The following is a 13,280-nucleotide window of genomic DNA, read 5'->3' as shown; positions in this document are numbered from 1 at the left end:
ATCGTTTTGTGGTGCGCGAGATAGTGCGCGGTAAGCGCGAGAAGGGCTAGGCGGGGTGTGCTCAGAGCTAATACCCAAGATGGCGCAGACTTTGGACTGCCGAGCGCCACTTTTCAGGCCCCTCGCTCACCAGGCTCATAAGCGTTGCTCGGTGTCCGATCACCCTGAATCGTCTTCACCGTTGCCTTGACTAGCCTAGGCTTTTTTGGGGCACCAGGATGGCCGCGGTTTGCGCCAATGCGCGATCTTTCGGCTTAATTCTCGCTTCAACGCTTTAATATAATAGTATTCGCGCCAACGTAATAATGATGTTCACGCTTAATGACACTGAGAGATCACGATCGATATGGATATCCACATGTCAGTTCCTTTTAGAACAATAAGCCTGAATCATAGAGCTAAGATCACACAAATCGGCGCGTTCCTTTGCTTCGGCATAAACGGAGAGATAGAAAGGTGCAATAAATATATGTCCAACGTCCTTCCATGCAGACTGAAATTCAGTTTCGAAATGAATATTAGGCCCATAAAATCGATGGTTAACTTGCAGCCATAATTCATCAATGTCGGCTTCATTTTGGATTTGTTTTGCATGCAAAGAGTGTTCGAACCGTGTGAGCATTCGGTGTCTATTACTCATCTCAATCCGTTGAAACCCTCGAAAGGCATCAACCTGAGCCACCCACTCGGGGCAACAGGTACGCAGATGCTCCAGAAATCTGTTTTCAAACGCCATGGCCCAGGTCTCACTGACAACCTCGGTTAGCGGAATAACACCCATAGTTGACTCCCGATGCAGCCTTTGGTGTATAGCGTGTCCTAATTCATGGACCAATCTGACCAAGCCGTTGAGGCTTCCATCAAAGTACAGTTGAACAAAGCTTCCAAAAGGAGTGTCAACGCACATGTCTGGCTGGTTTTGTTCTTTCAGGAATCTAATGTGTTGGTTTTTGATGATATCGTTCAGATATGTCTCGCACAGTAGGTGAATGAACTTAAAAGATGAGCAAACCAATTCCAATGCATCTCGCCAATCCAGTTCACAAATACGGAACTGATCCATTTCAAACTGACGGATATCTGAAAGCCAAGCTGATCTCGCACCCAGTTCTAATAAAAGTGAGTCAAAGTAAGCGCGACTTTCATTTGCGTGCTCTTCTGTAAATTCGGCACTACTCTGGTTTAGGCCGTTTTGCTTCAAGCGAATATGAAAAGCATTGGCTTCAGGGTCTATTTGACGCCGTTCTAATAGTCCACTTGATGAAGATGCCGAGCCTTTGCCAATATCTCTGTATGAATTTTTAAGGTTAGTGAATTGCCTTTCCACTTGTAGCAACTCAGCCCAAAGCCTAATTATATCCGGTACAAAGGCATTATGACCTGAAATGGAATGACAAAACTCTTCCATTTGATCGACTAATTTTCGACTGACTTTAATGAGCCAGAACTCCATATCTGAATCAACGGAATGTTCTGATAGCTGTAAGCTGAAAAGATTTATCGCACTCCACACGCTGCCAATTTTATGGTCCAGACGCATCAACAATTGAAACCTTTCCTCACTGGATTGACTAGGCAGTCCCAACTCCAACGCAGTTATCTCAACGCTTACACTATCTTGCCAATTTTTTTGTGAAGAGGATTTTAAAAATAACTCAATCAGATTCAAGCTCCATTGGTCGCCATCTACTGTCGTTAAACCCATTTTTTTCACTCTTGTCTTATTTACCGGGGTACTGAATACGCCTAGTGTCTTAAAAAATAGCTCACTGAAAAGGTGGGTGAATCAAGGCAGTACACAGCATGAAACCACCCAGCAGGTTGAACCAGTAATTCACCCGGCTTTAGAACGACTTCTATTCCACGAGCTTGTGCGAAATCAGGAAAACGCTCCAAATCGGGAGCTTCGGGTTTAACCCAACAGGCTTGGTAGTGATTGTACGCTTTCATCGGATAAAGATTAGATGCTTGGCTCGGCGGGTAGAGCACAAACTTCTTGCGCCCCATAATCTGGTACAGAAAACCATCGAGGGGATCATGATGGAGGCTACTAGCAGGCACATTCACAGGCACGGCGCCTAACCAGATCTGGGGCTCAATATAGTCATCCCTACTGAAGTAATTAGGCAGAAAGTCTTTGTGCATCGGCTCTGGTAAGGAACAGCCTTCTGTGTAGGCCTTGGTATGCCCCTCGATGATTGGCTGGCTTTTGGTATCTACAGAAGTCAGTCGTTCTATGAATTCGGCAACGGTCTCTTTGTGAGTCGCCGACCGAACACGTAATGGGACATCACCATATTCAGCGACTAGCCGTTGCAGCGACCAACGATGATGGGATTCAGGCATTTCTAAGTGGGTAATGATCATCGGCTGCCCCAAGGCGAGGGATTCAAGTATTTCCAACTCGGAAGGATTTGTAAATCGCGGCACCTCAACTAGGTTGTAGGCATCCGATACCAAATGTTCAGCCAGATCAAAGCGTTCAAGTGTGTCTTGTGAGGGGCGCAACAGAGACTTTACAATATGATTGATTAGGCCCACATCACCATCCAAATGGATCTTGCCAACGATTTCCGGGTCGCGAAAGTCTACCTCGGTGATGTTACTGGCGATGTGTTCGGCCGTGGCTAGGGGAAGTGTCAAGGTAGCATCGGGTTGCTCAAGCCATTCGTATCGGATGTCGAGTTCGGAATCCGTGAACACTATGGCCAATGGATGAGCTAGCTCTTCTGCGCAAATATGGAACAACACCCGGCCTGAGATACCTTCCGGATTTTCGAAGCCATGGCGGATAAGTTCAGCAAGTTCTTCGGCGGCTGAGCAATATATAATGGTTGGTTGTGTCATGGTGTATGTCCTGTTCTTGTCGGGTTCGCAGTGGCTTTCTTCGTTCAAGGCAGGCGGTTCAGCCAATCCCATTGATGGTTGTAGGCCAGCTCAATCAACTCCCGAGCCAGTTTTGCGCTGGTATCCTGTGCACTCAATTGTCGATCGAGAAGGTCCAGCTGGCGATTTCGAACATCGTCATAGCTGGCCAAGCCTTCTGAGTATCTAGCTAATTCATACGCTACGGCGCGCTGACTTAACTCTACAACCTGATTGTCCAGTTCGAGTTCAGCGAGGCTGGCTTCCGAAGATTGACGGAGCCGATTGGCTTCCCAATTCAGGCGTTTCAATTGATCTTCAGCATTCCTGCGTGCTATAGAGGCCTCAGCGCCCAGGCGCGCTTGATCTTCGCGAGTCTTAAGGTCAAAAAAATCGTAGCTGAAGCGAAGCCCCCAGGATTGGTTTTCTTCATCTGGTAATCTCTCTCGGAAGTCTTTTTCAAAGCGGTAGTAAGCGCTCAACTCAGGCCAATGGTCGCGCTGACGGGCCCTCTCCTCCAGTTGCGCGCCTTCCAGGTTCAGTTGCTGCTTGCGGTACTCTGGATGATGGTTAGCAAGCGGCAACTCATCTAAAACCGGCAGCAACCAGTCGATAAGAACAGTCAAAGAGGTCAGCGGCACGACCTGAATGTTGTCACTACTTACCCAGGGGAGTGTCAAGGCGTATTGGTTTTGATGAACGACTTGACGAGCGCTGGCTATGGATTGCTCTTGGCGACGTACATCCAGTTGTGCCAGGTCTCGGTCGATGGGGAGGCTACGACCCTCTTCAACCAGAACACTGACCGAATCGCCAACGGATTGAATGTGTTTCAATCTGTTTTTCTGAATCTGGAGTCGATCATAGGACTCCTGAACTTTCAGGTAATCGAGCATGGCGCTTCTTAGCAAGGCCAGCCGACCCAGTTCACCATTGATATGGTATAGCTGCCACTGTTTTTGAGCCCGAAGCAAGGGTAAACGGTTGTAAAATGGGCTATTGTGTTTCAGCAATGGCTGAGAGATTTCAATGCTGAAATTATCTACCTGCAATTTGTCTTCAGGGATCCCCTGACTCACCTTGCCAAGTTGACGGCCATACTTATGCTCCAGCCCCAAAGTTATGTCAGTGCCCAACCAAGAGGTCCAGCTAGTGTCCAGGCCTGTGGTAATTCCACTGAGGACGTTACGGCTGGTTGGCACAGTAAAGGTTTCAGATGTGACTTCGTCGTAACTCGAACGCGCTGTTATCTTGGGCCAGAAGTAGCGCTGGCCATCCTCAAGACTGAGTCGTTCCGCCTGGTCCAGCACATGATACTCATGCTGCTCTAAATGATACTGCAACGTTGCTTCCAGGTAAGCTCTCAAGTCCAGTGTCTCGGGGGTTTCAGCCTTAACGTTAGCCAGCGGCATTAAACCAGAAATCATAACCAACTGAATCCATGCTGCTTGCTTTATCCATTTCTCGTTCGCCATTAGGAGGGTTCACTCAAAGCTGTTCGGAAATATTTGGTGAACGGATCGAATAAATAGTTGATCAAGCGTCGTTCACCGGCTTTTATTTCCACCCTTAACTGCAAGCCTGGCCGCAGAAAGGTCTCGGGGTTATTGACTTCTAACAGGGTTATCGTGCCGGTCATACGGTATATCCGATTACCCTCTACGACTTCCGACGATTCTGAAACAAACCCTATAGTTCCGTGCAGGCGCCCATGGTCGTCCGGGTTACTTCCGAGTGAGCTGGCACGGAACTCCATACCCGGTTCTACCCAGATGGCATAGTTGGAAGGAATCTGGATCTCGATTTGTAAGTCTTCTTGGTCAAAACGAGGGCGGAGTTTTAGAAGTGCCATGCCGCCGTCCATGACTTCGTGCTCGCCCCGAGCCAATACTTCATCGACTATGGCTGCGAATGGCGCACGCACATTCATATCGTTTCGTTCTCGCTGCTTACTAGCCAAACGACTTTGAGCCTGGCTAAACTGATCCAGTTGGTCCTGAAGCCTCACCAAGCGCTCAAGAATAAAGTCATCCTTCAGTTTATTCCGCTCGACCACGAGTTTGTCCTGCTCAGTACTCGTATTGGCCAGATCGGAGTCCAGACTTGCCCGGTTTGACTGCAATTCCAGTAACCGAAGTTCCTGCTGGTCAACCTTACTGCTACTTTCTATGCCCTGGTCCCTCAACCTCTTGAAACGTGCTAAGTCGCGATGCTCCATTGCAATAGTCTCATCAAGCAAACGGATCTGACGTTCCAGATTGGTATAACGGGTTTCAATGCCACGGAAGGATTGATCTAAGGACGCAAGGGAGTCACCTAGAGCCCGTTCGAGGTAACTGCGAAAGCCCATCGGGTCGACCGGGTTAGGGATTGAGGCTAGTTTGCTCCTCAGTGCAGTCTGAGTAGCTTCTTCCAGCCAATCATCAATCTGGTAAAAGTCCGTCCAGACGGAACGGCTCAGGGTCATCAATTCCTGTTCAAAGCGCTCCAGTTCTCGATCCATCTGTTCCGTGTCGAAGGTAACCAGAGTATCCCCAGGCTCGACATACATGCCCTCTTTTACGTGGATAGATTTCACAAAACCCTGCAGAGGTGCGCGCACTTCAAAAAGTTTGGCCCGGGTTTCCAGAACGCCCTGAGCGGGTACAATTTTATCTACTTTAAAAAATGAGGCGCAGATTACCGCAGTCACAATGACCAACAGTATAATAAGTATCATGATCTTGAGGTCGCCCGGCGTTTTGAAGCGCTTACTGAACTCCGAGTTATCGTTGAGCAAGTTCAGGGTGTGTATTTCGCTAAAGCTATAACGCATCGCCGAGCTCCCGGTCCGAGCCAGGCGTTAAGGCATTGGTTATGGGCTGACCGGCTTGTAATGCTAGACGGTCTAGCGCTGAATCCCGTTTGAGCATGGCATCCCACATCGCCTGGTAACTGTTCTCGCCCTTGAGTAACTCCTGGTGTGTTCCGACCACTTCAATTTCGCCAGCTTGCATTACCACTATGCGATTACAATAAGAAAGTGTATTTAATCGGTGAGCAATGATAATGCCGGTTTTGTCTTGGCAGGCTTGGTAGATGGTTTCCTTAATAGTTTCCTCTGTTCGGTTGTCCAGGGCACTAGTGGCCTCGTCGAACAATAGAATATCGCTTTTACGAACCAAAGCACGTGCGATCGCTAGGCGTTGGCGCTGACCACCGGAAAGGTTGCCGCCATCTTCGCTCAACTGGGTCAGAAACTTTTGTGACATGTCATCAACGAAGCTTGAGCTGCCGGATGCCTCAAGGGCCTGATGTATATCGGCCACGGTAGAGTTCAGTCGACCTAAATGAACGTTTTCAAGTACCGACGTATTGAACAGGAAGCTTGTTTGCTGAACGGAGGAGATACGTGCCCTGAGCACCTCGGGCGGAATTTGGTCGATATTGTAGCCATTGATCTTGATTTTTCCGCTCGTGGGCTTATAAAAACCAAGCAGCAAATTGACTAGGGTCGATTTACCGGAGCCACTGCCTCCCACGATTCCTATGATCTCGTTCGACTGGATAGTCAGGTTAATGCCCTTCAGAACATATTGATTGGGTTGTTGAAATTCTTCGGAAGTGATGACTGGGTATTGAAACCAGACATCTTCGAATTCGATGGGGCCATTCAAGTCGAGATCATCGCCCGAAACCGACAAAGCGATCGGCTCTGGCGGCTGGAGTTCCTCCAAGCGCTTTTTAGCGAGTTTAAAGGTTTCCCAGCCACTAGCCGTCATAACCAGCGAGATCAGCGGGGAAACAACATTGCCAGCCATCATGTTAAAGGCGATCAACTGCCCGATGGTCATCTCGCTTGCAAATACCGCTTGGGCACCAAAGAAGATAACCGCGATGGTTATTAATTGACTTTGAAAGTTTACAATGGCTCGAACTATATGACCAAGCCGTGCGATATGGAAGCCACCATAGAGGTTTGTTTCTAGGCAAATATTTATTTTGTGCCTGAAGTGTGACTCGTTTGCTAAGGATTTGATAGTGCGCATGCCCTTAACCATTTCGATTAGAGTGGATTGATATGAAGCGTCGTAGGTGTAGGCTTTTTGAACTCGATCACGTAACGGTTTAAGCGAAACACCAACTGTCAAAGCCATTAATAGACCGATGCCAATTACGATGAAAGAGAGCATTGGACTATAAAAGAACAGAAAAGGCAAAACGACTAACAGAGACAAAATGGATATAACAGACGAGAGTAATTGTCGAACCAGGAAGTTTGAAGCCTCTTCGATTTGATCGACCAGCTTGGTCAAGTCGCCGACTTTCTGGCTATCGAAGTAAGGGACATTCATCGACAATAGTCGACTGAATACCTCCTTGCCAAGACCGTTCTGATACTTTGCAAATAGAATGCTTTCCTAGTAATCACGGAAACACTGAAATACGCTAGTAGCGATTGCGGCCAGAAGCAATAGAGCGACAACCACAAGCAAGGATCCTTGAGCGGAATATGGAAGAATTTTATCGGTGAACGTCTGAAACCCGAGAGGGGTTGCCAAGCCCAACAGCGCAATGACCAGCGATATGCTAATAATAACCTTGGCTGTGGATTTTTGAATCAAAAAGTGCCGTAGCACATAGCTGGTTGAGGTTTCAGATTTTGATGTTTTCTGGACTGGCTCGATAACAAGGCCTGACGATGTAAGGCCTAGGTCTTTAGTAAGGTTACCCAACGCGTCTTCATAGGTTTCTACCTCCACACCGCTGTGATCATAGGTAGACAATCGAAACCTATTTCCACCCAGTTTCTTTACGAGATACGTATCACCTTCATCTGAAAAGACTACCCAAACCGTTTGGGCTTTAAGGGACTTGGGAATGGAATCGATTTTTTTCCACGAACATCGCAAATCTTTAAGCGTGTTGATTTTTTTTAGAACCAAGCTAGAAGCTATATATCCCTCTATGATAGACTGAGAAAGCACAAGGATAATACTGTCCGATTGGTTCAACAGTCGAAATGCCTCTTCAAACTGAAAGAGTGAGCCTTCCTTGATTTTTACCGGTGCTTTCGATGCTAACATTCTGCTTCCTTTTTTGAGCCCACAACTAAATTCTTGCAATTCTACCAGTGGCAACTAAAAATATAGATTTTCTTAATTGCCTGCATTCAAAAAAGTCTGTTATAAAATAAAATATCCTCTAAGCGATGCATTTAAAACAATCGACCACCAAGAAAAACTCATCGAAAATTTCATTATTCGCCTAAAGGCTATTTTGTATAATCCAAAAATACCTTACTCTGACTTATCTATCTTTTCATTTTTTCTAAATTTACTTCCTCTCCCCTCTAACTCCTTGAAGTCCTTATCGACCTTATATCCTAAAACGAATCCACTAAGAAGCAAGCAAAACAAGAAAATCACATCCCAAAATTGGGATAGTTCGGAACGATCAAAACGATATATCGGCAAAAAAGCTAATGGTAAAGTATATTTTAAGTACCTGTATTTCATAATAACCCTATACACATAGAAAGCGACCCTCTGACAGGGCCGCTAAAGTTTCTAGAAACCACCACATTCATGAAAAGATTTGGAAGCGGCCAAAGTGCCCACAACAGCTGCCGGGACGGTAACATACGGATTAACAGCAAATACCCCAACTACGCCGGCGGAAAAGGCCACTTCGTTTTCTGTTGTACAGCCCCCCCCTTCCGCTTTGAATTTACTTTTATTTAAAATAGCCCCTTGATCATTCCGATCTTGAGAGGTCGGCGTTTTGCTCACATACCCAACATGGCCACCGATATAGACTTGCTCGTTATTTTTCTTCTTTTTCTTTTTTGAGGAACCACTGCCGCTACCGCCACCAAAGGCCGCACCAGCGATTCCATCGAAACAGTTGAGTTGCTTATAAACGTTTGACATACTCTTATTTCCTTATTGACTAATGTTTTTTGGGTTTATAAAACCCCTAAGGGGGCATTCGGCGAGCACGGTTTTTGGTAGAGCGTGCTCGCTGAATTCTTTTTCTGTCAGCCTGTTTGGGCCCACAGTTTTTTGTTGATACTCCTTTGTTCACTTGTGACGCCATCTGTAAAGAGAGAGCCCTTCCAGTGATAGACCTTCCGGATGCTACCATCCTGATGTCGGCCAAGACTGAACGCTTTGTACTCGGGAAACACTTGGGTTCGCAAGTCTCTCAGAATAAATTTGGCATGTCCCCATGGGGCTATAAAATCGCCAAACATCAAATGCCTACCACCGTTCCACTGTTCCACTTGCAAAGGTATTTTATTGGCAAGTACCTGTTGTTTGGAGTCTTTGTCCAGCCATGCCCAGGATGCGAATCCGACTGGATTATAATGCTCGTCAAAGTATAGCTTATATTGCCCATACACTAGGGCCGGCACGACGTCCTGATCTACACTCCATAGAGGCCATTGACTGTGGTAGTCCGCATGCTTCATTAGCCACATCATTGTACCCAGCGCTTCATGGAATCCGATGGCAAACGGGGTTGATTCTTGCCTGTTTAGTGAACTCATTACCATAACCTCCTTACCGCATTACCGCTTCCTGATGCATACCGCCCTAAGTAGGCGTTGGTATGGCAAGCTAATTCCTGCTTAAGCCATTGGAACATCATTAATGGAGTGCAAAACGGGCACAGAAAATCGAAGAACCACAATCGATCTCCGGTAGTTTCGGAGAAATATGCCGCTAATTCAGCTTCACTTCCTTCACCGGCCAACATGGATTGGTGTATGTTTTCAGGTATCAAGACCCAGCTTGCATAACCATAAGGGCGATGCTCATCATCGAAGAATATTTTTGCTTGCCCTGTTTCCAGCATTGGTGTCAACCGAGAGATAAAATCGAAAACAGACTGTTCGCCGTATTGGCTGTGATAATTGGCAAGATCGGTCACGATGCCGATGACTTGGAAAGCTGAAAGCTGGTTAGAATATTTTAGCTCGCAGATTGGCAGCTGACTTTGGATGGTTTGTCTCATATAAAGCTATCCCTCGCTGTAAAAAAGTCCCGCGCTACCAATCCTTGATAACACTCTGCCGACTGAAAAAACAATAACAAATTTTATTCTAAGCTGTAAACAAAATAATTACGATTAAAGCGTTTATTATTATAAAAATAATTTAAGTATCAATCTAAAATAAAATACCCCGCAACGCCTAACGGCGTTATTTACCTATTATTTCTATACTTTTGGGTCGTTTACGGCTCCATCAAATAGTGTTAAAAAACGCAGTCACAGAACCAAAGTGAACCGTAACAGCACCTCAAATCACCTACCAGCAGAGCGTGGCCGACCAGCTCAATCCGAATGGTTTTGTGGTGCGCGAGATAGTGCGCGGTAAGCGTGAGAAGGGCTAGGCGGGATTCGACAACTTGTCGTACTCGATGGCGTTGATCAACCAGGTTACGGTACCCGCGCCGGTAACCACAGGTACCTCATCATCGACCTGTTTTTTCAGCAACGCCCGGGCCATTGGGCTGTCGATCGAGATATAGTCTTTACGGCCAAAAATCTCATCGTACCCGACCACGCGAAAACGTAGCTGCTCGCCGGCCTCATTCTCAACCTGCACCCAAGCACCGAAAAAAACCCGACCCTCCTGTTCCGGAACGTAGTCGACAATACGCAACAGCTCCAAGCTCTTGGTTAGGTAGCGCACCCGTCGATCGATCTCGCGCAGGCGTTTCTTGTTGTATTGGTAGTCGGCGTTTTCGCTGCGGTCGCCCAGACTGGCAGCCCAGGTCACTTTAAGAGTGACATCGGGTCGTTCGACTTTCCACAGCTGATGCAATTCCGCCTGCAATTGCACATGGCCGGCTCGGGTAATCAGTTTGGTACTCATGCTGGGACCTTCATTAATGCTTAGCTTTCGGAGCCATGGTACGGAACAATGACAGATGATGACGATTGATTCTGCCATTCCAGAGGGTGAGCGCAAGCTAAAACTGAATTTGACCAAGGCTGTAACGCGTGAGGGGGTCTAACTAGGAAGGGGCATAGCGACCAATGTCGTCTTATTGTGTTAATGAGTAGGGGCTGCACCATCAATGAGTCGACCTATGCGAACTGCAATTGATGGAGTTTTCGCCCTGTTAATGGCCGCCTGGACTAACGACGGCCATATAGGGTCAACCTAGTCGCTTGGTTCGTTGACGAGTGCTGGTGTCGCCAATGCATCTTCCGTTACAGGCGAATCGTCTTGGCCATCCCCAAGCCCCAAGAGCTCGGCCTGGGCCAAGGTATCAGCCTGCGTTAAAATCTTTGCCTCGGCCTGCGTCAGAATCTGGGCTTGTGCGAGCAGTTCCGCCTGGAACAGCGCTAGCGTCTCCGCTTGCGCCAGAATCTGTGCCTCGGCTTCGGCCAACGATTTTTCTGCCTGGGCTAGCATATCCGCCTCCGCTAACGCGATCTCCGCTTGCGCCAGAGCTTCCTCTTCGGCCTGCGCCAGGGTCTCCGCCTGCGCTAACAGCTCCGCCTGATCTTGGGCCTGCGTTTCAGCAGCTACCAATGCGTTTTCCGTCTGCGCCAACGTCTCAGCTTGTGATTCTGCCTGTGTCGCTGCCGCCTCGTTCTGCGCCTGCGCCTGCGCCAACGCTTGCTCGGTCTGCGCCAATTTTTCAGCCTCAGCCAGTGCTAATGTCTTCGCGTCCGCCAGCGTCTCCGCATGCGTCAAGGCTTGAGCCTCGGCCTCGGCCTGCTCAGTCTTAGCCCGTGCCAGTGCCTGTTCTGCTTGGCCCTTATCCGCTTGGGCCAATGCCAAGGCCTGCTCCGCCTGCGTTAAAAGTTCAGCCTGCGCCAGCTTCTCTGGCTCAGTCTGCGCTTGGGACAGTGCCTGTTGCAATTGTGCCATCTCCGCCAGCGCCTGGGCCAGAGCCTGCTCCGCCTGGGCCAGTTTCTCTGTTTGAGCCTCGGCCAGGGCCTCGCTCTGGGCCAGAGCTTGCTCTGCTTGGGCTAAAATATCTGCCTGGGCCAGTGCCAATTCCTCAGATTGCGCGAGCATTTCCGCTTGGGCCCTGGTCTCCGACTCGGCCAACGCCTTCTCCGACTCAGAAGCTGCTAGCACTTGTTCGGCCTCGGCTAAGGCTAGGGCCTCGGCCAAAGCTTGGGCTTCTGCGTCCGCCAATGCTTGCTCGGCCTGCGCCAAATTCTCCGCCTCGGCCCTGGCAAGCAGCTCCGCCTGGGCGAGAATTTCGGCCTGCGCCTGCGCCTGCGTTTCGGCTTCTGCTTGCGCTTCCACTAATGCATTTGCCTCCGCGAGTTCGCTCTCGACTTGGAGCAGCGTCTCCGCCTGTGTATAAGCCAGCGTCTCCGCCGCAATCAACGCCTGCTCGGCCTCTGCCAGGATCTCAGCTTGGGTTACGGCTTGCGTCTCAGCCTCGGCCAGAATATCCGCCTGGGTTAAAGCCTGCGCCTGCGCCTGCGCCAAACTATTCTCGGCCAGCGCCAGCGTAAGGGCCTCAGTCTCCGACTGTGCCTGCGCCTGCGCCAATGCCTGCGTCTGCGTTTCCGCCAGCGACTTGGCCTCAACTAAGGCCTGCACCGTCTGGGCCAGTGTCTGCGCCTCGGCTAGGGCCAGCTTCTCAGCCTGGGCCTCCGACTGTAACTTGTCTGACTTCGCCAGAGACAGTGATCTCTCAACCTGCGCCAACGTTTCCGCTTCGGCCAGCACCTGTTCCGCCAGCGCGAGGATCTCTGCCTGCGCCTGCGCCAAGGTCTCCGCCTCGGCCAGGGCGAGCTTCTTCGCGTTAACCAACGCTAATGTTTTCTCATCATTTAGCGTCTGCGCTTCGGCTAGTGTTGCGGTCCACTCTAACGACTGCGTATCAGCCAGCGCCTTCTCAGTCTGAGCCAGTGCCAGCGCCTCTTGAGCTATTACCAAAGCCTCCTCCGCCTGCGTCAAAACTTCTGCCTGCGCTATAATCTCCGCCTCAGCGTCAGCCAGTGCGCGTGCTTCTATCACCGCCAGCGCCCGAGAATCTTCCTCTAGCGCTCGCGTCTTTGCATGGGCCTGAATCTTCGTTTCGGCTAACACCAACATTTCCGCCTGCGCTAAAATCTCACTCTGGGCCTGCGCAAGAATTGCCGCCTGGCTGAGGGCAATTTCAGACTGCGTTACAATTTCCGCTTCTGCCAGAGTTAGCGTCTCGGCCTGGGTCAGCGCTCGCGCTTCCGACTGCGACTGCGCAGCTTGGGCCCGCGTTAAAGCCTGTTCGGCTTGCGCCAATATCTCGGCCTGGACTTGAGTCTCCGTTTCGGCCTGCGCGAGAATATCGGCCTGCGCTAAAATCTCACTCTGGGCCAGCGCTAAAACGTCCGCCTGGGTCACAGCGTTCTGTGCCTGCGTTACAATTTCCGCTTCTGCCAGAGTTAGCGTCTCGGCCTGGGTCAGCGCT

The 13,280-nt window shown here is 49.4% G+C and carries 11 protein-coding genes; all 11 read right to left on the bottom strand.

From position 1 onward, the window contains the following. Positions 1-361 precede the first annotated feature (361 nt). A complete protein-coding gene (locus AC4FIC_RS11805; protein ID WP_100257907.1) occupies positions 362-1,705 on the bottom strand; it encodes a M3 family metallopeptidase in 1,344 nt (447 codons plus the stop codon). Positions 1,706-1,746: 41 nt separating this feature from the next. Then, positions 1,747-2,847 (bottom strand): cupin-like domain-containing protein, encoded by a 1,101-nt coding sequence (locus tag AC4FIC_RS11800; protein WP_158524378.1) that lies wholly within the window; start codon positions 2,845-2,847, stop codon positions 1,747-1,749. Between the two features lie 44 nt (positions 2,848-2,891). Continuing rightward, on the bottom strand, positions 2,892-4,340 hold the full coding sequence (locus AC4FIC_RS11795) for a TolC family protein (protein WP_100257909.1): 1,449 nt from the start codon (positions 4,338-4,340) through the stop codon (positions 2,892-2,894). After that, the gene (locus tag AC4FIC_RS11790) at positions 4,340-5,680 is read right to left on the bottom strand and encodes a putative HlyD family type I secretion protein (RefSeq protein WP_100257910.1); all 1,341 of its coding nucleotides are present in this window, start codon (positions 5,678-5,680) and stop codon (positions 4,340-4,342) included. The genes AC4FIC_RS11795 and AC4FIC_RS11790 overlap by 1 nt, the downstream gene beginning before the upstream one ends. Then, positions 5,670-7,259: a peptidase domain-containing ABC transporter gene (locus tag AC4FIC_RS11785; RefSeq protein WP_490359418.1), complete on the bottom strand. Its 1,590-nt coding sequence runs from the start codon at positions 7,257-7,259 to the stop codon at positions 5,670-5,672. Before AC4FIC_RS11785 ends, AC4FIC_RS11790 begins: the two co-directional genes overlap by 11 nt. 6 nt (positions 7,260-7,265) lie before the next feature. Then, positions 7,266-7,931: a hypothetical protein gene (locus AC4FIC_RS11780; protein WP_490359417.1), complete on the bottom strand. Its 666-nt coding sequence runs from the start codon at positions 7,929-7,931 to the stop codon at positions 7,266-7,268. A 483-nt stretch (positions 7,932-8,414) separates the two neighbouring features. Next, positions 8,415-8,777 (bottom strand): hypothetical protein, encoded by a 363-nt coding sequence (locus AC4FIC_RS11775; protein ID WP_100257913.1) that lies wholly within the window; start codon positions 8,775-8,777, stop codon positions 8,415-8,417. Between the two features lie 107 nt (positions 8,778-8,884). Next, positions 8,885-9,397, bottom strand: a complete 513-nt coding sequence (locus AC4FIC_RS11770) for a toxin-activating lysine-acyltransferase (protein ID WP_158524379.1) — start codon at positions 9,395-9,397, stop codon at positions 8,885-8,887. Further along, positions 9,397-9,864, bottom strand: a complete 468-nt coding sequence (locus AC4FIC_RS11765; protein WP_100257915.1) for a toxin-activating lysine-acyltransferase — start codon at positions 9,862-9,864, stop codon at positions 9,397-9,399. Before AC4FIC_RS11765 ends, AC4FIC_RS11770 begins: the two co-directional genes overlap by 1 nt. Before the next feature lie 376 nt (positions 9,865-10,240). Further along, entirely contained in the window at positions 10,241-10,729 is a 489-nt protein-coding gene (gene greB / locus AC4FIC_RS11760) for a transcription elongation factor GreB (RefSeq protein WP_287420566.1), read from the bottom strand. Positions 10,730-11,020: 291 nt separating this feature from the next. After that, a partial coding sequence (locus AC4FIC_RS11755; RefSeq protein ID WP_476195070.1) for a coiled-coil domain-containing protein occupies positions 11,021-13,280 on the bottom strand: 2,260 nt, incomplete at its 5' end.

The organism is Reinekea sp. (assembly GCF_982785585.1).
The sequence above is the reverse complement of the archived record's forward strand: the minus strand, read 5'-3'. Positions and strand labels throughout refer to the sequence as shown.